The sequence below is a fragment of the Bacteroides sp. Phil13 genome (assembly GCF_001940965.1).
GTDB lineage: Bacteria > Bacteroidota > Bacteroidia > Bacteroidales > Bacteroidaceae > Bacteroides > Bacteroides intestinalis.
Genome location: NZ_MSHA01000049.1, coordinates 146,938 through 169,567, shown reverse-complemented (window position 1 = coordinate 169,567; position 22,630 = coordinate 146,938). Strand labels below are relative to the sequence as shown.

The 22,630-nt window shown below is 43.2% G+C and carries 22 protein-coding genes; 9 read left to right on the top strand and 13 right to left on the bottom strand.

Going from position 1 to position 22,630, the window contains the following annotated elements; all coding sequences use genetic code 11:
• Positions 1-75 precede the first annotated feature (75 nt).
• Positions 76-1,356 carry a nucleoside hydrolase-like domain-containing protein gene (locus BWI44_RS09435; protein ID WP_286813068.1) on the bottom strand — a complete coding sequence of 427 codons (1,281 nt, stop codon included), beginning with the start codon at positions 1,354-1,356 and terminating at the stop codon, positions 76-78.
• A 79-nt stretch (positions 1,357-1,435) separates the two neighbouring features.
• Between BWI44_RS09435 and BWI44_RS09430 the strand changes: the two genes are divergently transcribed.
• Entirely contained in the window at positions 1,436-2,284 is an 849-nt protein-coding gene (locus BWI44_RS09430; protein ID WP_117707262.1) for a helix-turn-helix domain-containing protein, read from the top strand.
• A 473-nt stretch (positions 2,285-2,757) separates the two neighbouring features.
• Here the strand turns inward: BWI44_RS09430 and miaB are convergent, their stop codons facing one another.
• A complete protein-coding gene (miaB, locus tag BWI44_RS09425; protein ID WP_117707261.1) occupies positions 2,758-4,125 on the bottom strand; it encodes a tRNA (N6-isopentenyl adenosine(37)-C2)-methylthiotransferase MiaB in 1,368 nt (455 codons plus the stop codon).
• A 326-nt stretch (positions 4,126-4,451) separates the two neighbouring features.
• Here miaB and BWI44_RS09420 point away from each other — a divergent pair, with 326 nt between their 5' ends.
• Positions 4,452-4,895, top strand: a complete 444-nt coding sequence (locus BWI44_RS09420) for a hypothetical protein (RefSeq protein ID WP_021967236.1) — start codon at positions 4,452-4,454, stop codon at positions 4,893-4,895.
• A 93-nt stretch (positions 4,896-4,988) separates the two neighbouring features.
• Positions 4,989-6,485: a butyryl-CoA:acetate CoA transferase gene (locus BWI44_RS09415; protein ID WP_044534413.1), complete on the top strand. Its 1,497-nt coding sequence runs from the start codon at positions 4,989-4,991 to the stop codon at positions 6,483-6,485.
• A gap of 67 nt (positions 6,486-6,552) precedes the next feature.
• On the opposite strand, the gene BWI44_RS09410 is transcribed toward BWI44_RS09415, so the two are convergent.
• The 5 genes from BWI44_RS09410 to BWI44_RS09390 all read right to left on the bottom strand — a co-directional run bounded on the left by BWI44_RS09410 (position 6,553) and on the right by BWI44_RS09390 (position 10,478).
• Positions 6,553-6,705, bottom strand: a complete 153-nt coding sequence (locus BWI44_RS09410) for a hypothetical protein (protein WP_286813062.1) — start codon at positions 6,703-6,705, stop codon at positions 6,553-6,555.
• 85 nt (positions 6,706-6,790) lie between these two features.
• A complete protein-coding gene (dacB, locus tag BWI44_RS09405) occupies positions 6,791-8,218 on the bottom strand; it encodes a D-alanyl-D-alanine carboxypeptidase/D-alanyl-D-alanine endopeptidase (protein ID WP_286813060.1) in 1,428 nt (475 codons plus the stop codon).
• A gap of 10 nt (positions 8,219-8,228) precedes the next feature.
• Complete coding sequence (lpdA, locus tag BWI44_RS09400) at positions 8,229-9,587, bottom strand: dihydrolipoyl dehydrogenase (RefSeq protein ID WP_286813058.1); 1,359 nt, start codon at positions 9,585-9,587, stop codon at positions 8,229-8,231.
• A gap of 9 nt (positions 9,588-9,596) precedes the next feature.
• Positions 9,597-10,016: a hypothetical protein gene (locus BWI44_RS09395; protein WP_007661054.1), complete on the bottom strand. Its 420-nt coding sequence runs from the start codon at positions 10,014-10,016 to the stop codon at positions 9,597-9,599.
• A 33-nt stretch (positions 10,017-10,049) separates the two neighbouring features.
• Positions 10,050-10,478 (bottom strand): ORF6N domain-containing protein, encoded by a 429-nt coding sequence (locus BWI44_RS09390; RefSeq protein ID WP_502688832.1) that lies wholly within the window; start codon positions 10,476-10,478, stop codon positions 10,050-10,052.
• Positions 10,479-10,629: 151 nt separating this feature from the next.
• On the opposite strand from BWI44_RS09390, the gene BWI44_RS09385 reads away from it, so the two are divergent.
• Entirely contained in the window at positions 10,630-11,544 is a 915-nt protein-coding gene (locus tag BWI44_RS09385; RefSeq protein WP_007661056.1) for a hypothetical protein, read from the top strand.
• A gap of 1 nt (position 11,545) precedes the next feature.
• Here BWI44_RS09385 and BWI44_RS09380 read toward each other — a convergent pair whose 3' ends face one another.
• Together BWI44_RS09380 and BWI44_RS09375 are read right to left on the bottom strand one after the other, a co-directional pair.
• Entirely contained in the window at positions 11,546-11,878 is a 333-nt protein-coding gene (locus BWI44_RS09380) for a DUF4907 domain-containing protein (RefSeq protein ID WP_138291386.1), read from the bottom strand.
• Positions 11,879-11,892: 14 nt separating this feature from the next.
• Positions 11,893-12,948 (bottom strand): Kelch repeat-containing protein, encoded by a 1,056-nt coding sequence (locus BWI44_RS09375; RefSeq protein WP_286813052.1) that lies wholly within the window; start codon positions 12,946-12,948, stop codon positions 11,893-11,895.
• Positions 12,949-13,144: 196 nt separating this feature from the next.
• Between BWI44_RS09375 and BWI44_RS09370 the strand changes: the two genes are divergently transcribed.
• Entirely contained in the window at positions 13,145-14,461 is a 1,317-nt protein-coding gene (locus BWI44_RS09370; RefSeq protein WP_286813050.1) for a DUF4270 family protein, read from the top strand.
• A complete protein-coding gene (bamG, locus tag BWI44_RS09365; protein ID WP_286813048.1) occupies positions 14,458-15,669 on the top strand; it encodes a BamG family beta-barrel-assembly machinery protein in 1,212 nt (403 codons plus the stop codon). The genes BWI44_RS09370 and bamG overlap by 4 nt, the downstream gene beginning before the upstream one ends.
• 312 nt (positions 15,670-15,981) lie before the next feature.
• Here the strand turns inward: bamG and BWI44_RS09360 are convergent, their stop codons facing one another.
• From BWI44_RS09360 to BWI44_RS09350, 3 genes are all read right to left on the bottom strand, one after another.
• Entirely contained in the window at positions 15,982-16,755 is a 774-nt protein-coding gene (locus tag BWI44_RS09360) for a LytR/AlgR family response regulator transcription factor (RefSeq protein ID WP_278580563.1), read from the bottom strand.
• Positions 16,756-16,818: 63 nt separating this feature from the next.
• A complete protein-coding gene (locus BWI44_RS09355) occupies positions 16,819-17,229 on the bottom strand; it encodes a PH domain-containing protein (RefSeq protein ID WP_278580564.1) in 411 nt (136 codons plus the stop codon).
• Positions 17,230-17,279: 50 nt separating this feature from the next.
• Entirely contained in the window at positions 17,280-17,657 is a 378-nt protein-coding gene (locus BWI44_RS09350; RefSeq protein WP_286813045.1) for a helicase, read from the bottom strand.
• A 203-nt stretch (positions 17,658-17,860) separates the two neighbouring features.
• Between BWI44_RS09350 and BWI44_RS09345 the strand changes: the two genes are divergently transcribed.
• Both BWI44_RS09345 and nadB read left to right on the top strand, forming a co-directional pair.
• Positions 17,861-19,780, top strand: a complete 1,920-nt coding sequence (locus BWI44_RS09345; RefSeq protein ID WP_286813043.1) for a tetratricopeptide repeat protein — start codon at positions 17,861-17,863, stop codon at positions 19,778-19,780.
• Positions 19,781-19,857: 77 nt separating this feature from the next.
• Positions 19,858-21,429 carry an L-aspartate oxidase gene (nadB, locus tag BWI44_RS09340; protein WP_286813041.1) on the top strand — a complete coding sequence of 524 codons (1,572 nt, stop codon included), beginning with the start codon at positions 19,858-19,860 and terminating at the stop codon, positions 21,427-21,429.
• Between the two features lie 111 nt (positions 21,430-21,540).
• Here the strand turns inward: nadB and rbr are convergent, their stop codons facing one another.
• Positions 21,541-22,119, bottom strand: coding sequence for a rubrerythrin (gene rbr, locus BWI44_RS09335; RefSeq protein WP_117707254.1), 579 nt, complete (start codon positions 22,117-22,119; stop codon positions 21,541-21,543).
• A gap of 208 nt (positions 22,120-22,327) precedes the next feature.
• On the opposite strand from rbr, the gene BWI44_RS09330 reads away from it, so the two are divergent.
• The gene (locus tag BWI44_RS09330; protein ID WP_007661068.1) at positions 22,328-22,621 is read left to right on the top strand and encodes a DUF4884 domain-containing protein; all 294 of its coding nucleotides are present in this window, start codon (positions 22,328-22,330) and stop codon (positions 22,619-22,621) included.
• Positions 22,622-22,630: the final 9 nt, after the last annotated feature.

Here is a 22,630-nt window from a genome sequence, read left to right as displayed (position 1 = left end):
AAAATGAAGAAACAGACATGGCCGGAAAGACATCCGCACCTTCTCATAAGTTTCTCCGTTGTATAAAAAAATCGGTTAATCCCTCAGATATTGCAACCGTTTTCCCCAGTCTTCCATAGCTACCTGACGCCACTTGTAGACAGTCTCAGCCCCCTGAAGGTTCCGCCAGAACAATGCAGGGTCACTCTTGTCAGTGTACCAGTTGGGACCCACCTTGTAGTCGGTGGCAGACTCCCGGCCCGGCCACAGGTTTTCAATGGTTATGGCACCTTCCAGCGCAGGAAAACCGGGTATATCGGAAGTAATGGTATAGGGGAGCGTGCCGAGGTAATACGTAGAATGACGCACGGCATAATCACCGCCTCCGAGGTGGAATCCGTCCCATTTCTGCCGCCCTATGGTGAGGGTGAAACAGGCCGAGTCGGCGGGAATATCGGAACGGTCGGGACCTTTGACATGAAACTCGATAATCGAATAGATGGGTACGGTGTCCGCAGCCGTGGTAAGCCGGTGGAAGACCGGTCGCGAACTGCGTGCGGTTGGTTCGAAGCTGCCTCCCCATGACTCGCCCTCAGGATCATCGGGATTGCCGTCCATCACATAAAGAAGTGCCGGTGTGTCGCCCATCTTGGGGATGCCCTTGTAATAATTGATAAAGTCTGCGCCAAGATGCCCTGCACCTTTGATGTAAGCATCATAATATCCGGCATTGTATTTATCTTTCACTTTATTTTGGGTGATAAAACCCCGATAAGAAGCGTTGTCTTCAATCATCCACAAGTTGGGAAAATTCTCGGCTATATAGGCATAACTGTTAGTACTCCACTTTTTGTTAGGACCTCCAATCCAGTAGACACGGATTTTGTCAACAATGTCAGGCGCATCGTGAAGGGCTTGAGCCACGTCGTCAAGTCCGCCCCACACAGATATCCACAGCGGGCGTTCATCCTGCCGACGCGCACATTGCACTATCCACCGGGAACCTTCGGTGGGAGTAAGGAATCCCCGATAAGGAGCCGCTCCCTTACGCCCTTGCTTGGTTATGGCGCGAAGTTCTGCGGGAGACATCAGCCCCTTAATATGTTCGGACAGTTTGGGAAGATCTTTCTCGTAGAGGTCGATCATACGGAGAATTTCTTCCCGGTTTCCCGAACCGTAAGAAGGAGAAGAGACAATTCCTTCAAGGTCAAGACAATCAGTATACATCAGCAGATGAGCCATTGACTGATTGTCGTCAGGATCCGTTCCCCCGATGTCAGTACTAACGAGCACACGCGGTTTTATAATGTCAGTAGCCTGAATCTGTGTCCCGATCAGGCCTAAGATCAAAATGGCAAGTAATACTAATCTTTTCATGATAGTTTGCTAATTTAAGATTTATTCTGCAAATTTACGCTCGAAATTCAATTTAAACCACCCACAAATTCGTAAAAACATGTCAGATTCCGAGAAATTGAAGACTTTCGATGAAAAACGTGACGAGTTTAAGCCCTACGGCCTGACGTGTGAGATCTGGCGTCCGCAGCTTATGCCGAAAATCGATCGTCATAACGAGATTGAGCTTAATTATATTCCCGAAGGGGGTATTACCTATTTCTTCCCTACAGGAAAAGTGACGGTTCCACCTCGCAAAATTACGCTGTTTTGGGGGCTTATACCCCACAAGATCATTAAAAGTGAATCTGACGCACCCTATTTTGTGGTCACTATACCGTTTAACCTCTTTTTAGGCTGGAGATTGCCTTCAACCATTGTCAATAGAATTCTCGGAGGGGAAGTTGTAGTCGAGACCGTCGAGTCAGAGTGCAGACTCGACAAGCCAATGTTTGAGAGATGGGTTTCTGATATGACAGGCAAGCAAAATCAGGAGGCGGTAAGCCTTGAGATTCAAGCCCGAATATTGCGGTTAACAAAAAATATGTCTGTATCCGAAGCCAAGCCCACTGCCATACTTAACCCTGCCGACGCGTCGATTTTGGAAAGGATTGTAGTCTATATTGCCCACAACCATAACCGCCCAATAAAAATTTCCGATATTGGACGGGCTGTGGGGCTTCACCCCGATTACGCCAATGCTATTTTCAAGAAGGCCTTTGGTTGCACGTTAAGTCGTTATGTAGCAGAGGAACGGATAGGCCAAGTCAAACGCAAACTTATTCTGACAGACATGAGCATAACGCAGATAGCCTTTGAATGCGGATTCAATTCAATCAGCCGTTTCAACAATACTTTTTTTAACATCTGCGGACAGACTCCCCGATGCTATCGCGAACAAAACAAGTGAAACTATTTCAGGCTGCTATATAAGTAAGTTTTATCAAAGCCATACCAAAGCCTATCATGCCACTTGAATATACACACTTCACATGATAATTACCATAGGATAATATATTTTCCTCCTATGATTGTTTCTCCCTATAATGCTCCATTTTGTGATGCCTACAGATGTGATTCAGCAGCGTCACTACTATGAAGCACGTGCTTCACAGTTGTAAAGCACGATACCCACATCCGTGGTCACTACTAAAATAATGGTTATCAACAAAATACAGATGATTAGTTTTCTTAATGAACATAAGGGATTGACATTTACAATCCCTATTTGGAATGGACAAAAACAGGCAGGTGTAAGTAACTTTACCTACACGCCATTTTTATCTACCTACACCACACTCTAACACCGATGAACAGGGAGGTACAGAGCATGAGTGCAAGCGTGCAAGTAAAAGTATACTAAAATCTTATGTATGTTTGAGGTCAGACTTCTTCCCCCTTCAGCGTTGCGGAACTGGCTTCGGTAATCTTCACCATTACAAAATCACCCACGCGATGTGTACCCCGGTCGAATACTACCACCCGATTTTGCTCCGTACGTCCTACAAGCTGCTCACGGGAACGTTTGGAAACACCTTCCACCAACACTTCATACGTCTTGCCGATGCAACGGGCGTTAGACTCGGCGGATAGACGATTCTGCAAAGCGATAATCTCATTCAGCCGACGTATCTTCACTTCTTCAGACACATCATCCGGCAGATGCTTGGAAGCATACGTACCCGGACGCTCGGAATATTTAAACATGAAAGCCGAATCGTAACCACATATTTCCATCAAGGAAAGGGAAAGCAGGTGATCTTCCTCCGTTTCGGAATGGAAACCGGAAAATATATCTGTAGACAGGCCACAATCGGGGATAATACGACGAATAGCATCCACACGTTCCAGATACCACTCACGGGTATATTTACGATTCATCAATTTCAGGATGCGAGAACTCCCACTCTGTACAGGCAGATGGATATGCTTGCATACATTGGGAACTTGTGCGATGACTTCCAGTGTTTCGTCACTCATATCCTTAGGGTGCGAGGTAGTGAAACGGACACGTACCCCCGGTGCGGCTTCAGCCACAGTGCGGAGCAGCATAGGGAAAGTAACAACCTCCCCATCCGGTTTCTCAAAACGGTAGGAATTTACATTTTGTCCCAACAGGGTGACTTCCTTATAACCTTTAGCCACGAGGTCGGACACTTCGTTAAGGATGCTTTCCACATCACGACTACGCTCACGCCCACGGGTATAGGGAACAATGCAATACGTACAGAAGTTATTACATCCACGCATGATGGACACAAAACCTGAAATGTGGTTTCCACAAATGCGCGAAGGAATCACATCCCGGTAAGTTTCAGTGGTAGAAAGCTCCACATTGATAGCTTTCTCGCCTGCCTCCACAGCTGCAACCAGATCAGGAAGAGTGAGATAAGCATCAGGTCCCACCACCAGGTCGACGTGATGATTCGTTATCAAATCATCCTTTACCCGCTCGGCCATACACCCCAATACACCCACAATCAGATTTCGTTTTTTCTTTTTAAGTGAATGGAAGAACTCTAAACGATTCAGGATTTTCTGTTCGGCATTGTCGCGAATGGAGCAGGTGTTCATAAACACGGCATCCGCTTCTTCCAGTGTATCTGCCGTTGAGTATCCCGCCATCTGCATTACAGAGGCAATCACTTCACTGTCCGCCACATTCATCTGGCAGCCATAGGTTTCAATGAACAACTTCTTGTTGTCATCAGCAGTTGCAGATTTAAAGTCTGCTCCCGTTACTTTTTCCATAATTTCTTTTTTTTATTTCGGTTGCAAAGATACGCCTTCGGCACTAAATTACAGATGAAATGAGGAAAAATAACACTCAATAGTTAGAAAATGAAGAATTTCTGGTAATTAATGTTAAGAGACTAAACATTTTTGAGGTAGATGTTTGGCGTAAAGCAATTAATTTCACAATTTTGTGCAATGAAAGAAACATTAGATTTTTTCATAGTTAAGGTTTAGGTTAAAAAAAATAAGGGGAGCTGTGAAGCTGCCCTTTTTTCATGTTTAAAAATTGGCTGTAATTCAGATAATTTAGTTACCTTTGGCGATGAAAAACTTAAATGAGTATGGATGACATATTACAGTTTCTGTTAATCGCAGGCATAATCGTTATCGGAATTGTCAAACAATTCAAGAAAGAAGCAAAAAAGAACGCTGACAACAGCCCCGCTATGCCCATGCCGGACACTGACTTTGACGATGACGCACTGCCCATTCCCGAAAGCTGGGGAAAGACTTATGGCGGATATATCCCCGAAGGTCCCCAACCGGAACCGAAACCCGTTTCCACAGCTAAAGAAGAATACCAATTCTCTTCTTCAAAACATATTTTTGGAGGAGATCCTGCAAATACATCCCCAAAACCTATTACGGCTCCGCCGAAACAGAAGATTTCTCCTCCTCCATCCGTACAGCAAAAGCCCGAAACTGATTCCGAATATGCGATCCATTCGGCAGAAGAAGCACGAAAAGCTATTATCTGGTCGGAAATACTGCAACGAAAGTATTAACAAACGGAAAGTTGAGAGTTGAAAATGAAGAGTTGAGAGTAACTCTTCCGGTAACTTACGAATTTTCACACAGAAAAAATAACTAAATACATTATGGCACTCAATTACATCTCGGCAGCGGAAGCTGCAAGCCTGATTAAACATGGCTACAACATCGGCTTGAGCGGATTTACTCCCGCAGGAACAGCCAAAGCCGTTACGGCTGAATTAGCAAAAATAGCAGAAGCAGAACATGCAAAAGGTAATCCCTTTCAGATAGGTATCTTTACCGGTGCTTCTACGGGTGACTCCTGCGACGGCATACTTTCACGCGCCAAAGCTATCCGCTACCGTGCTCCTTACACAACCAATTCTGATTTCCGTAAAGCTGTGAACAACGGGGAAATCGCTTATAACGACATCCACTTGTCACAGATGGCACAGGAAGTCCGTTACGGTTTCATGGGCAAAGTAAACATTGCCATCATCGAAGCTTGTGAAGTGACTCCCGATGGTAAAATCTACCTGACTGCAGCCGGTGGTATCGCTCCTACAGTTTGTCGCCTTGCCGACCAGATCATCGTGGAACTGAATGCTGCTCACAGCAAGAATGCTATGGGTCTGCACGATGTATACGAACCGCTTGATCCACCTTACCGTCGTGAAATTCCTATCTACAAACCGAGCGACCGCATCGGTCAGCCGTATATTCAGGTAGACCCGAAAAAGATTGTAGGTATAGTAGAAACCAACTGGCCGGATGAAGCACGTAGCTTTGCCGATGCCGATCCATTGACTGACAAGATTGGCCAGAATGTAGCCGACTTCCTGGCTGCGGACATGAAGCGTGGTATTATCCCGTCAACATTCTTACCGCTGCAATCCGGTGTAGGTAACATTGCCAACGCCGTACTTGGTGCACTGGGACGTGATAAAACGATTCCGGCATTTGAAATGTACACAGAAGTGATTCAGAACTCCGTAATCGGACTGATTCGCGACGGTCGTGTGAAATTCGGCAGCGCTTGCTCACTGACTGTAACCAACGACTGCCTGCAAGGCATTTATGACGATATGGATTTCTTCCGTGATAAACTGGTACTCCGTCCCTCGGAAATCTCCAACAGTCCCGAAGTCGTTCGCCGTTTAGGAGTTATTTCCATCAACACAGCTATCGAAGCTGACCTCTACGGAAATGTAAACTCTACGCATATCGGCGGTACGAAGATGATGAATGGTATCGGTGGAAGCGGTGACTTCACGCGTAATGCTTATATCTCCATCTTTACTTGTCCGTCCGTTGCCAAGGAAGGCAAAATCAGTGCTATTGTTCCGATGGTATCTCACCATGACCACACAGAACACGACGTCAACATCATCATTACCGAACAAGGCGTTGCTGACTTGCGTGGTAAGAGTCCGAAAGAACGTGCACAGGCAATCATTGAAAATTGCGTTCACCCGGATTACAAGAATATCCTCTGGGATTACCTAAAACTAACCGATGGTAAGTCTCAGACTCCGCAAGCTGCACGTGCTGCACTGGCTATGCATGCAGAACTTGCCAAAAGCGGAAATATGCAAAACGTAGACTGGGCACAGTACAAGTAAATACTTTAAAAACGGGGCTTGCCACCATACAGATAGCAAGCCCCGTTTATATTTTCTACAAAAGTCATTATGCGGCAATCCAACTGCCCAATATTTTTCCTGCATTATAAATAATACAAAAACAGAAAGCAACAATACCTATATAGACCAACCAACGAGTAAATTCATTTCCCATAAGTTTTTGCCAAACACTCTTCAATACATCAATCATTCCTTTCATTTTAATTGTATTTCTTATTTGTTATACTGTCGTTTCCTATATCAGTCGCCCCCCCCTTACTCATTAATCACATTAATAACCTACTTTATCTTCCTCTAATCACTTCATCGCATACCGCATCCTGAAAAGCACGCGCCTTAGCTCCCGAAAGAACATTTTGATTCATAATGGCAAAAGCAACCTCATGTCCGTTTGCCATACGCAGATAACCCGCCAGACAATTAATAGCTGTAAAAGAACCTGTCTTGGCATGTACATTCTTATAAGAAGGAGTTCCGCGTTTCATACGATACTTTAATGTACCATCTACTCCACCAATAGGCAAGGCCTTATATAATTTCTGAAAAACATCCGTACAGGAATAGGCAAACTTCAGAAAAGAAACCAGCAGGTCCGGAGAAATATAGTTATAATTGGAAAGTCCGCAACCATCCGCCAGATTGTAGCGACCAACATCCTCACCCAAAGCCTTTACTTGTTTACGGATAGCAGAGAGTCCGTCTTCATCCGAAATCCTCTTCTTTCCGGTGGTTTGTGCACCCAGGCGACAGAGTAAAGCCTGCGCATTCAGATTATCACTTTCTTTCATTATCTGATTGACAACATCCTGGGTAGCGGTTTCAAACAAGGCCATTTGTACCGAAGTACTATCTTTCAACAATTCATTAAAAGAATAGTCGTCAGGACAACTGATACCTTTTGCCCGCAAACGCTCAAGAAAGGTATGCATAAAGAAATCCTGGGAGGAATAGATATTAACCGTACCTATCCGCTTACTTTCCACATTTCCTTTTACAACTACGTTATTACCATTCTGTAGCCAATCCCGGGAAACCCCGAAACGTCCGGCAGCAGGAGTACGGGATTTGGTTTCATTCGTTACGGTATAATAAGAAGAGGCAGGAACACAATCGAGACTTGCCAAGTGACCCCGTTCGCCGGGAGAAGCCGTAACAGTGACCAGACCTTTATTCAGCATCAATGGCGAGAGATAAGGTTGATAGGAGGCAGGCGTATCATCCCAAGCCCAACCGCTTCCCCAATAAATGGAGTCTTTCATAGAAACATCTCCATATACATGGCCCGATATCACCGAGAATGGGAAACGACTTACCGCATTTACCAATGAATCCAGAGCTTCATCGTCAAATTCAGGGTCATATCCACCCACAACATACAAATCACCTTTCAGCGTATCTTGTTCAATCACACCCTGATACCATACTTCTGTTTTAAAAGGATCATCCGCATCCGGATGGGCAAGGGCGGTAATAGTAGTCAGCAGTTTCATAGTAGAAGCCGGACGAGAGAGCTTATCCGCCTGATAAGTATATAAAGGCTTCTCGTCAGTCAGGTCGTATATGGATATGCCAACGTTGGAGCCGACAGGAAGTTGATATTTAATCAAGGTATCCAGACGGGAAGAGAGGTCCTTAACAACCGTATTTTGTCCCCATACAGTTACAGGAATAAACAAGAGGGAAAGAACAAGAGACAACAGATATTTTTTCATGTTTATCGGGTTACAACGCTTCTTTAAAAATCTCTGAAACCGTGGGATGCGGGAATACTATTTTCTTCCAGGCTTCAGTGGTCAGTTTCAGTTCGATAGCCATGCCTGCCAGAGTGATAATTTCAGAAGCCGGATTACCCAGTATGTGCGCTCCCACTATGGTCTCGTCATCTGCTATCAGAAGTTTACAAACTCCATTCACTCCTTCGTTCTCAGCAACAAAACGACCGGAATAAGCCATCGGGAGTTTTACAACACGATAATTAATACCTTTCATTTGCAGACTTTCTTCCGTCTGCCCTACTCCTGCAATCTCCGGATTGGTATATACTACACCGGGAATAGCCCAATAGCTCATGACATCTTTCTTGCCAAGTATTGTATGCACAGCTACTTCCGCCTCACGAACGGCTGTATGTGCCAGCAAAGAATAACCAGTCAGGTCGCCACATATATATACTCCCGGAGCAGAGGCTTGCATCTGTTCGTTTGTACAGATATTCCCTCTTTCCGTTCTTTTTAATTCCAGATTCTCCAACCCGAAACCTTTCGTTACCGGACGACGACCTACACTCATCAATAGTTTCTCAGCAAGCACGCTGCCTGTACCTTCTGCATTCTCAAAATTAACCTGTACTTGTGGCTTCCCGTCTTCGGAAGAAGCCTCAGCAAGAGATACGACCTTCGTACTAAGCATAAACTTGATTCCACGTTTAGCATATTCCGCACGCAGAAGAGCGGAAAGCTCTTTATCCATACCTCCCAGGATTTCATCAAGCATTTCGATAACAGTGACCTGCACGCCCAGACTATTAAAGAAAGAGGCAAACTCTATACCAATTACTCCACCACCAATAATGGCAAGTGAAGCGGGAAGTTCCTTATTATCTAGAGCATCGCGGTGCATCCAGAAAGGTACAGTATCCACTCCGGGAATAGGAGGGATGAATGTTTCCGAACCGGTGCATAGAATCAGATTCTCGCACTCATAAGTCTCACCACTACACTGCACGGTATTCTTATTGATAATGGTAGCTTCTCCCTGCACGATATTCACTCCGTGGGCAGTCAGCTTACCTTTAACACCCAACACCAGTTTACGCACCACTTTCTGTTTACGGGCAATAATCTTCGGTAAATCAAATGAGGCTTCGGAAACAGTGACTGCATATTTGGAAGCATGACGCGCAGCATCATACGTTTTTGCCGAATACAATAAAGTCTTGGTAGGGATGCAGCCTTCATTCAGACAGACTCCACCTAAACTTTGCTTTTCAAACAACACTACGCTTAGTCCGGCTTTCCCGGCAGCTTCGGCAGCAGTATATCCCGCAGGACCTCCACCGATAATGGCAACTTGGTATTTCATAGTTTCTATTTATTTATAGGTATATTGCAACTCAAGACCAGGATTCTTTTCTTTAAGTGCGGCTATCAGCCCTTCCGGGTCAGCAGGAGTAATCGGGAAAAAGCCTTTCTTCAATCCATTTTGATACCTGACCACCATCTGGCGGACGCGCCATTGCCATCCTTTGGCAGACGGGTTATAGAGGATACAGTTCACTCCGATCGCCTTCTGAGATACACCGAACACAGTCTTCACCCAAAGGTCTCCATTTTCTTTAATGATATATTTCCTTTGGTAATTACTGATCAGGAAAGGAATAGCCACAATGAATCCACATAAGGCAGACGCTTCTTTCAGCAACAGGTATGCAACGCACATAAAAGTAAGAACAAATACTATTACCCATTTTTCAGTAGTAGTCATACCTTTCGATTTGAATATTTTTTCCATGTATACAGGGGTTATTTATAAACTGCCTGCAAGTTAATAAAAACCTCTCTTATCTGCACAAAAGAATTGTCCTTTCTTTATCTTTTTCACCGTACGCTTCATCTTTAAAGCATATAAATTCAGTTCTATCGAAGATTCGGTTTCTGTTGTATCTTCCATCTCTTCTACAGACAATAATTCGTGAAGTAACTCGCTACTGCGCTGGGTTAATGTTTTCTGTTTGCCTTCATCTGTTTCTGTTGACAAGATATTTAGATTACGAGAGAGCTCTCTCAAATGGGCAAAAGACTCTATAATAGCAAGAGTTGTAGCCGTAGCACGAGGACTTTTCAAAACGGTAGCAAGCATGTAAAGACCTTTTTCGGTGAAAGCTTTAGGTATTGCACGTACTTTAGGGGATAAATTTGCGGTCGAAAGTTTCGACCGCAAATGTCGTATCTCACTTTCATTCAATTCAATAATGTAGTTCTTAGGACAAGGTACAACTAATATTCTACAAAAAGCACCGCCCCTTATCTTTTTCTTACTAAAAAAACATACCTTTGCTTGCAGTATTCCTCAATAAAATACGTCTATAAACAAAAGCTATTTAAACTAACGGAACTAAAGGTACATGAAACGAACAAACTTATTCCAACTGCTATTGTTCTCCACTTTCATTCTTTTATGTGGGACAGCTTGTGATAACGGTGAAGATGAACGCCTTTCTCCTATGAAGAAAGTCATCATGGAAGGAAATAATAACAGTGTGGAAATTATCATGAGCCGGACCAACTGGAAGATAGTTTCACTTACTTCCCTTGATGGATGGAACCAGTTGGCAAGCGGACTGGAAGGATTTGGCACAATCTATTTTGACTGGGGAAGCATCACAAGAGATAAAGAAGACGCCCTGACCATACAGGCCAACGAGAACCTGGAAGATGAAGAACGGGGACTAATTATCAACCTGAGTACCAGTAGCGGACTCTATACAGAACAGATCATTGTACAGCAAAATCCCGGAGATAAATATGAAATAAAAAGCATCACCTACTCACTGGAAGAAGGAGACGGAGAATTCTGGATGGATTCACGCCCCTATGGCCTTACCTTCCGAAACTATACGGACAATTCCACCACTACTACCATATTTCCTTATGACCATGCACCTGAAGAATATCAGTTCCACTGCCCCAACGATCTTGCCTTCAAATTATTGAAGTACGAAGAACCTTTAGTGGATGTCCCGGAAATAGTAGACGAAAAAATACAGCTGACAGGTGAGAAAGTGAAATATAGCCTATTTCCACAACAGTATGACAGCAAACTAAAGTATACGGAAGTGAAAGTAGAGACTCCCCCTCAGAAACAAACCAAAATTTCGGGACTGATACTCTATAAATTGCACCAAATAACCTATACATTGACACTCACAAATGTACGTACACAAGAAGAGAAAATTGTAAAAGGAGAAATGTCGAGGAAGTTTCCTTACTTTCACACGAAACCCCGTACGGAAGTCAGCGAACTACCTTCGCAAGAATAACTCATTCTCTATTCACTATAATACCCAGCATCGTAATCTCTTTTTTACTAATGCTGGGTGATTGCTTTTCATCCAGCTTACGACAAACCAGCTTCGCTACCTTCAAGGCGTCTTCCTTCGTTGCAAAAGCTATTTTCCTCCCTACAGCAGGTATATAAGGCTGACGAATCAGTGTATCTCCCTTATGGAGTACCATATACCCATAGCCACCCTCCGCCTGCATGGCGCGGCAGGTAAATTCCGTCTCACCGGTATTCGTGCAGCCGGAGAAACAAGAAAGGCATACTGCCACCAGGGACAATACACCAATCTTTACAATAAACACTAGCTTCATAAATCACAAAAACACTAATCAACATCTTCCTGCTCATAGGGCAGGAGTTCATAAACATCATCAAAATAGCTGGTTCCCGAAGCTCCCGCCAATACAAAGCCACGCTTGCCCGTAGAGAAAGATACAGCATAAGCGCGCGACGAACCTCCTGAACTTACATTATGTACATTCGTCATTGGCGTATAGTCATCATCGGAGTCACCATACCACAAATCCTCATCAGGATCATACACCCAATAATCACTGGTTACCCCACTACGGGTTCCGGTAGCAATATACCCTCTTCCGTCTATCACGAAAGATACAGTACCTAAGCGCGCTATGGCGTAATCATCATCATAATCTTCATCGCTATTAGTATTGGCAATGTCGCGCAACTGAGTCCAACCGTCACCATCAAATTTCCATAAATCATCAACCAGCGTATTATTGTTCTGCCCACAGCAGATATAAGCTACATCATCTATAACGAAAGCCGTACCATACCAACGCTTGTATCCCCCGAATCCATTTACAATTTCCCATTGCTTTCCGGCAGCGGCATTAGGATTAAAGCGATAGAAATCTTTCAGATAATTATCATTGAACCCTGTACCCACATAACCGTATCCTCCAATCGAAAAAGCCAATGCACCGTAGCGTGCACCACCACCAAAGTCATCCATCTGAGTCCAGGTGTCTGTGGCGGGATTATACTCCCAGGTATCTGCCAGATATGTGGGTTCGGCCTTCTGAATGCCGGTAGTAATGTAACCTTTATCATTCAAGGCAAACGAAGCCACACTATGGCGTCCCGCTGCTGCATCGGGCATATCGGCACATTGTGTCCAATAATCTCCATCCATATTGTACTCCCAAAGGTCTTTCAGATAGGTCTTATTCGACCCACGATAGCCACAACACAGATAACCCTTATTTCCAATGGTGAAACTGCCGGCCTGTCCCCGTGCTACACCGTCCAGGTCCGATCTTCTCATCCATACACCCTGTGTATATTCATCGTCGTCCGTACAACTGCCGGCCAGGTATCCAACCGCCAGCAGTATCATTCCAAATAATAGTCGATTCATTTTTCTCAGAACTTATTTTGATTTACTATATTTTTGGTAGCAAAAGTAGGCTACAGGTACTTCATCAACAAATATAACCGACAAACGGCACTAAATTTCCGGTAAATACCTTTACCGATAAAACCTGCCCGATAGCCGATTTTAATAGGAAGATATAGAAGTTTCATTTTCCTTTGCGACTCTAAAAACCGCAGCAATGAAAAAGTTATTGTATAGTCTGATTATAATGATCGCCGCCATCTGTGCTTGTCAGGATGAAAATTCAGAATTAGGACAAAGTCTGGTGAACAGTTCTTTCTATAATGTATATGTAGATACTTGTACGGTGGACATCAGTACCATTCTTATGGACTCCATAGAGACCAGGGGAGACAGTATTTGTCAGTTAGGACACTATAAGGATGCCTCATGGGGTGAGGTCTCCGCCGCTTACTATGCCGAATACTCTAAAAACAGCTTTACTCCCAACGAGGATTATAGTTACAGCTTCGACTCGTTAGTACTGAGGATGACGCCTTCCGGTAACTTCTGGGGCGATACCTTAACACAGCAACGAATATCTGTTTACCGACTAAAACAAGCCATCTATCTGGATGATGACGAAGATTTATACAACAGTACTATCCTGCCTACCGAAAGCATGCCTCTATTCAGTTTCACTTTCACGCCAAGCCCCGGACGAAAGAAGGAGTTAGAAATACGTCTGCCCGATGAACTGGGAAAAGAGTTACTGAATGATCTCGTAACAGAGGAAGACTATTTCGACAGCCAGGATAAGTTCAAAGAAAAGTTCCCCGGACTGGCACTCATAGCCGAAAACAGCGGAGAATGCATCACCGGCTTCATGGTAAATGATTCATCCATGGCCATCACTCTGCACTATAAAGAAATAGCCAGTCAACGCACAGAAAAAGAACTGACCTTCAGTGTGAACACTGATTATGCCTATATCGGTATCCGACACGATCGCACCAATACCCCTCTCGCTACCTTGGAAAGCGGAATAGAGAACCTTATCCACTCCGGCAGTCTGGGCAGGCGGGCATATATGGAAGGATTGACAGGATTCTATAATCAGATAGAATTTCCCCATCTGAATAATTTGCAGGATGCAGGAGAAATCGTTTCCATAGAAAGCGCCACACTCTACCTCTATCCGCTGGCCGGAAGTTATAACAAGCTAAACCAACTACCGGAAGATATACGCCTTTACATCACAGATGAAAACAATGTATTGGAAGATTATGTATACGGCAGTGATGGTGTTACGGTACAGACCGGAAATCTGACAGTGGACGATATGTTCGGGCGGGATACTTATTATTCCTTTGACGTAACCGAATTCATCCGCAACAACTTCGGTACGTGGGGCATAAAACGACAGAAGCTACTCCTGAGTCTACCAGAGAATGAAATGACAATGACTTTCAATCAAATAATCTTCACCAACGACCCCGACCAGGAGAGACAATGCAGATTAGAGATCAGATTTAAAATATACAACGAAAAATGAAACATTACCACCGGATTCCCCTTATGCTGTGCAGCTTCTGTGCAGCAAGCCTTTCCATCATAGCCCAAAATAACGCCAATCTACCCACTTCTATGTATGGAGTGGGTGAACTAAGTACCAGTGACGGCGGACGTTATGCCGGAATGGGCAACATAGGTATTGCCCTGAACAGAACCGGATTCCAAAATACCTTGAACCCGGCAGCCATTACTCGAATGGACAGCACCTGCTTCATATTCGATGTCGGTGCATCGGCTTCATATGCCCGTTATTCCTTTCAGAATGATCACAGTTCCAGTTTTATGGGCAATCCCAACCGCTTCAGCATAGGATGCAGAATCCTGCCACGCTGGTATGCCATGATAGGTGCTGCACCCTATAGCAGCGTGGGCTACATTATTCAGACCGAAGAAGAAGTGGAAGGTATGCCCGGAAGTTATACCTATTCCTTATTTGAAGGATCGGGAGGATTATACCGTTGTTATCTTACTAATGCCTTTGCATTAACCAAACGCCTGTCCGTTGGCATAAATCTGGGTATCATACTGGGAACGGTAACCCAAAGCGAAACGCAAGAAAGTGCCATTGTGGAGTACGAATCTTCTAAGCGTGCTTTTTATGCCGACTTCGGAATACATTATGAATTCAATACCACCGGAAACCAAAAGTGGGCAGCGGGACTTGTATTTGCCCCCTCCCTTCAGGTTAACCACGAAAACAATCTGACCTATAGCAATTCTTCCACCAGTGAAGGTGTCGATAAGAGTTATCATAGCCGGACGCAATATTTGCCTATGCACATCGGTGCCGGAATATCAATGACTACCGAACGTTGGGTAATGACCACCGATTATAATTATCTGGATTGGAGTCGCAATACCTCATCTTACACTTCCATGAAGTACGAAAATCAGCACAAATTGAACATCGGGGGAGCCTATATTACCAATCCACGCCTTCCCCGGTCCACTGAATTGATGGGGGGAATAGGTTTAAGTAATTCGTATATAAATCTGCGAGGTGGAAAAATGCAATACCTGGAAGTGAGTGCAGGAGCAAGCTTTCCTATCCGGTACTCCTATCTTTCATTAGGCGCCACCTGGCGGAAACAAATCAATTCACGCAGTAGCCTGATGCAGGAAAGCCGATTCAGCATGAATCTGAATATTACGTTTGGAGAAAGAATATCACGGTCAAAATTGAGGTAAGGGAATAGTATTCTTCTGACGGATTATGAACTAAATGTGATAATGTGGTAGGGTGATAAAGCGATAATGGAATAACTCCACACGGTAACTCCATTTACATGCCGAGGTAAAGACCGTTACATGCCGCGGTAAAGGTCGTTACAATAAGGGGTAAATGCCGTTACATGCGGTGGTAAATGCTTTTACATTTTGTAGTAAACAGTTGGTAAATGCTATTTGTTGATTATTAGTAAATTAATAAAAAACCATCAGCAATCTTTAATTCATATCTGTAGGATATGAGTCAATTCCGGCAACAAGCATTGAAGCATACTAAAGGACAGAATAATCAGAAATATAATTCTTCAACTTCTTTCGGTAAACCTCTCCGATAGGGATACTTCTTTTATCCAGAGCAATTTTACTGCTCTCTATGGTACGTATGCAATCTTTGCGAATAATAAACGAGCGGTGCACACGTATAAATTCATCAGAAGGTAACCTCTCCTCCATATATTTCATTGTACACAGACTCAGTATAGGCTTTGGTTCATCCTTACTATAAATCTTCACGTAATCGCCCAACCCTTCGATATAAGATATTCTGGATATATCCAAACGGAAAATCCGATTGTCGGACTTTACATAAATCACTTTAGGCATTTCGGGCTGAGATGTATCTGCCTGAGACTTTTCGGAAACGACAGTAAGCTGCATCCCTGTTTCACCTTTCAGACTGAACCAGCGCGAAGCCTTATTCACCGCTTCAAAAAAGATAGGAAAATTGATTTCAGATATCAGGTAATCCAATGCATCCAGACGGAAGCACTCAGCGGCATACCGGGGAGTATCTGCAATAAAAATGACACGAGTGAACGGAGAAAGCAATTTACTGAATTCCATTCCGTTGATTCCCTCCATTTCTTCCTGCCCGATTCCTACGAAGTAAAGGTGTACCTTGTTGTCATAATAACCTTTCAATGCCTCAATAGGGTTACTGTACTTCCCACACAAAGAAAGAAAGGGTGTTTTGGCTATGAACATTTCCAGTTGTTCACTCACCTGTTGGTCGGCATGCAAAATAGCACAAGTCAAATTCATCATCATTTCTCTTATTTTTAGAAATTAGACGAACGACTTTCCGGAAGGCTGCAAAAAGAAAATCGAGAATTAATATTTCTTCACTTCACTTAAACGATTAGTAAGAGTTTTTATGAACAGATCTTCCTTCACCGGAAGCAACAAAGCACATTTTCCCTTCGTTCCGTACTTCACCAGCACATAGCGCATCACAGCGAAACGTCCTATTTTCATAGAAGAGGCACGCTCTACAGAAATAATGTCTTTCAGGAGTATTTCCTCCGAACGGGAAAAGCGACCGTAAAAAAGGAGAAGCCTGCCGTCTGTGGTCAGCGTATACGTAGTATGGATGAGGCGCTCGATAGCGATGATGAGCAGGAGCATAAAAAGAATAGCCATAACAGCATGCTGCATCCACATGGCATAAATGACGATGATCGTTGTCAGCACCAAAAACAAATATTGTCCCACAGCAATGCGGGCATGGAAGATACGATTCATTTTATTCTGTTTTTGCTGCTAAGATAGGTATTTTTATGGAACGACGTGAGTTATTCTTCTAATATCTCCCTCAGTTTATCACCTAACCGCTTTTCTCCCTCCAACCTCATTTTCCAACATACCGATTTATGGAACATATATACCTGCTCGGCAGGCAGGCAAAACAGTTTCTCAATTTCTTCTACAGACTGTCCAAGGGCGACCAACATACAAAGCAGTTCCTCATCTTTCGTAACACCGGGAATCAGTTCCTGTACTTTCCCTATAAAGTCCGGATAATGGAAAATAAATATTTCGCGGAAAACAGCACCACGCGCTCCGCAAAGCATATCTTTCGAAGCATAAGGCGAGTCTTCGGAAATCATTTCTATCAAAGCCCGACTGATCTCTTTCATACACAATCGGGATATTTTCTCTACTTTATTCATTGTCGGTTAGTTTTCTATTATTAGTTGCAAATTTGCAGAAACTATAAGATAAAATCATAAACAGCCAATATACAATCCAATATACAAAAATGTATCTTCCTCATTATCAACCATGAATAAAAGTCATAAAATTATAGATATCATTTTCTTTCTTTTCCAAATGGAATTGTATCTTTGCCCAAACAAAGTAAGTTTTTAGAATCATGAATATAAGGAAGCCATTATTCTTGCTCTTACTATTTGTAGGAGCTTGTTCTACTGATTCACATTCTCCAAGTACAGAAGATGTCGGACAGTGGCAACAAACAGCAGAAAAACTCACCACATTACTAAAAGAGGAAAAATTCCGGGAAACTGAAAATATGACTAAAATAAAGTTAGCGGAATTACTGGTAAATGTAAATGATACAGAAAAGAATGACACGCTGATCAAATATGCCCGGCAGATACTTTCTATCTCTTATTACAACTACTTAAAAAGTAAGCAATTTCGTTCCGGCATAGAGTATATGGATAGTCTCAGCCAGATTCCGTTCATACAAGAAAACTGTAAACATGAACTGTTATCCGCCCGGGCAAGTATGCACCAAATGTATGGAGACAATGAACAAGCCATCGAGTTAGCCAATGAATACCTGCAACTACCTGACTATGAGGACACAGACCGCTTTATTCCACAAGCAGAAATAATCAGCGGAGTTTATATCTATTCCGGAAATGATATCCCCCAAGCCATCCGAATATTAGAAAAGGCCATGAAAGCTTACCGGCAGGGAGGAAAGTACCGGAATATGCTTCGCATCATGTCCCGACTCGGTATTTATTATCGCCTCATCGGAGAATATGAAAAAGCTGTCGCTATTAATCAGGAAGCCATCAGCAGTTATACCGACAGCATAGCTCCCCCTAATATCGTAATAGCCTATGGCGAACAAGCCAACCTTTATGCAGAACTGGGCATGTACGACCGTGCCTTGCAACTGAATACGAAAGCCCAACATTACTCGCTTCTGAAAGACAGTTTCGGACTGGGCGATCTCTATCGTTACCGGGCGGCCATATTCGGTCAAACAGGAATTAAAGATTCAATATTCTACTATTTAAACCAGGCTGAGAAGATATCAGCCCTACAAGGTAGCTTCAAAGGAGTATTTGTGAACAAAGTTACTACAGTAGAAGCCTATCTAGACTATACCGATTCTGTACAAAAGGCGTTAACGCTTGCGTTAAGTATCTGTCCGGACAGTTCCCGCATGCCGCAATGGGCCAAATATGAACTGGAACTTCACTTAGGGCGAGCTCTATTACAAACAGGAAAAGCTACGCAAGGAATACCTCTGATAGAGAAAGCCGCACAAGGTTTTATAAGCATGGATATGAGATCCGGAGAACAAAAAGCCAACAATATACTTATGGACTACTACCTAAGTATGAATATGAATGACGCATTTGTCCGTTGCTATAAACGTAGTCAAACTTTTACAGATTCACTGAATTCAGCTGAAAAGATGCGTGCCGTCGCTGCTGCCAATATCCGGTTTGATACCGAACGGAAAGAAAAAGAAAATACTTTGCTCTCAGCACAAGTGAAATTGCAAAAGCAACAGTTATTCTATAATATATGTATTTCAATTACCCTGCTGTTGACACTTATCATTTCTGTTGCCTATTTCATAAATAAACGAAAGTCCAATCGTTTGCTCTTAGGAAAACATAAACAGGAAATAAAGAAATTAATCACCCGCCAGCAAGAACTGAACCGCCGTAACGAGCAGTTGACCGAACAGATAGAACAGGCAATGGCTACCAACAACCTGACTTCTATCCGCCAACTGACCGGGCAGAACCTTCTCAGCAAAGAAGACGAAAATGATTTCAGACAATCGTTTGCTGTAATACACCCACTTTATTTACCCAGATTACGGGAATATTATCCGCAACTCACCCGCAATGAAGAGTTGCTTGCCATGCTTATCTGCATGAACCAAAGTACGGATGAAATAGCTCTGATTATGGGTATTAACCGTAACAGCGTCAATATGATACGTTCACGTATGCGAAAGAACATAGGACTTGCAAAAGAAGAGTCTCTGGATGAAGTTGTTAAACAGTTCTTATCATAATTTTATGAATTAATATACGGGAAAAGTACAATGAAACTACTTATTTCGTAGCTTTGCAGTACTTAAACATACAAAATATGATTAGAGAGTTCGACTTTTTAGTAATTGGTTCCGGTATAGCCGGCATGAGTTTCGCTCTGAAAGTAGCTCATAAAGGTAAAGTAGCGCTCATCTGCAAAACGGAATTGGAAGAAGCTAATACATTCTTCGCACAAGGGGGAATCGCCTCAGTAACCAATACACTGGTAGATAATTTCGATAAGCACATTGAGGACACCATGATTGCAGGTGACTGGATCAGTGATCGTGCCGCCGTAGAAAAAGTGGTACGTGAAGCACCCGGACAAATCAAGGAACTGATAGAGTGGGGAGTAGAATTTGACAAGAATGACAAAGGAGACTTCGACTTACATAAAGAAGGCGGACACTCTGAATTCCGTATCCTGCATCATAAAGACAATACAGGCGCCGAAATACAGGAAAGCCTTATCAAAGCTGTAAAGACGCATCCTAACATTGAGATATTCAACCGCCATTTTGCCGTAGAAATCATCACACAGCATCACATGGGGATTATTGTAACCCGCCATACCCCGGGTATCAAGTGCTACGGAGCCTATGTATTGAATGAAGATACAGGCGAGGTTGATACTTTCCTCTCTAAAGTAACTCTCATGGCTACGGGTGGTGTGGGTGCCGTTTACCGAAATACGACTAACCCATTGGTTGCCACCGGAGACGGGATTGCTATGGTATACCGTGCCAAGGGTTTCGTACAGGATATGGAATTTATTCAATTCCATCCAACTGCCCTTTATCATCCGGGAGACCGCCCCTGTTTCCTGATAACAGAGGCAATGCGCGGGTATGGTGCCGTATTGCGCAACATGGGAGGCGAAGAATTCATGCAGAAATATGACCCACGTCTTTCTCTTGCTCCTCGTGACATTGTAGCACGTGCCATCGACTGTGAAATGAAACAACGTGGTGATGATCATGTTTACCTGGATGTTACCCATAAAGATCCGGAAGAGACCAGGAAGCATTTCCCGAACATCTACGAAAAGTGCCTCAGTTTAGGTATTGATATCACAAAGGACTATATACCTGTGGCTCCTGCCGCACATTATCTGTGTGGTGGTATCAAAGTTAACCTGAACGGAGAGTCTTCTATCAACCGCCTGTACGCTGTAGGAGAATGTTCCTGTACTGGTCTGCATGGAGGCAACCGCTTAGCTTCCAACTCTTTGATTGAAGCAGTTGTCTATGCCGATGCTGCTGCTAAACATGCACTAAGCATGCTCGACCGTTATGAATTCAATCATGAAATACCTGAATGGAATGCAGAAGGTACTGTGACTAACGAAGAAATGGTGCTTATTACTCAAAGCATGAAAGAAGTCAACCAGATTATGGGTGCGTATGTAGGTATTGTACGTAGTGACCTACGCCTGAAACGTGCTTGGGTACGTTTGGATATGATATATGAAGAGACGGAAGATCTTTTCAAGCGCAGCAAGGCATCCAGAGCTATTTGCGAGCTGCGTAATATGGTCAATGTCGGTTACCTGATTACCCGTCAGGCAATAGAACGCAAGGAAAGTCGCGGATTACATTATACGATTGATTATCCGCACGCAAAGAAGTAAAAGAGGTTCCTTTAAATCTGGGGGCAAAATCTCAATTCATTAAATACAAGCGCCCGGATGTTTCTTCAAGCGAAACACCCGGGCGTTCTTTATCATAGAAATAAGAATTTCTTAATAGTTTTCTTTCTTCACTTCGAAGTAAGCCTGCGGATGCAAGCAAGCCGGACAAACTTCGGGAGCTTCTTTACCTGTGAAGACGAAACCACAGTTACGGCATTGCCATACTACTTCGCCTTCCTTAGCGAATACTGTAGCATTCTCGATATTATTTACGAAAGCCAAGTATCTTTCTTCATGACCTTTTTCGGCAATTGAAATGTTGCGGTACATAGCAGCGATTTCATAGAAACCTTCTTTTTCTGCTACATCAGCAAAGTGAGGATAATCCAGAGACCATTCTTCGTGTTCACCAGCAGCAGCTTCTTTCAGGTTATCCAATGTAGTGCTGATAATACCGGCAGGATAACTTGCAGTAATTTCTACCATACCACCTTCCAGATACTTGAACATACGCTTAGCGTGTTCCTTTTCCTGGTCAGCCGTTTCAGTAAAAATAGCAGCAATTTGTTCGTAACCTTCCTTCTTTGCTACACTTGCAAAATAAGTGTAACGCATTCTTGCTTGTGATTCTCCTGCAAATGAGGTCAACAGATTCTTTTCTGTCTGAGTTCCCTTAACACTTTTAGCCATAATCTTTTTTCTTATTTAGTTAGTAAATTACGTATCAATTGTCGTTAGTCATTCATATTAACAACACAAAAATAAGTTTTTTGTTTGATATTTACACACTTTTTATTCATTGTATTTATCTATGAAAACATAGATAAAATCTATTTCCGGAAATATAATTCGGGAAAAACTTTATCTTTGTATTTGGTAAACATAAATACTTCCGTCTATGAAGACAATAACTAAATTATTAATTCTCTCATTCATAATGATGGGAATTACAGCTTGTTACACTTCTATTCCGCTAAAGGTAGGTGAATCGGAGAATAATACGACCTATCAGGTCAGTTATCTCTTTGAGCACGATGGGTGCAAAGTATATCGCTTTTATGACAGAGGCAACTATGTCTATTTTACGACACGTGGGGATGTTACCTCCATCAAGAACGATTCGACTCAGGAGCGCAGGGTTACAATCTATAGAGATACGATCTATTCAAGCAATAACGAACTAAAACCTTAATAGTCATCT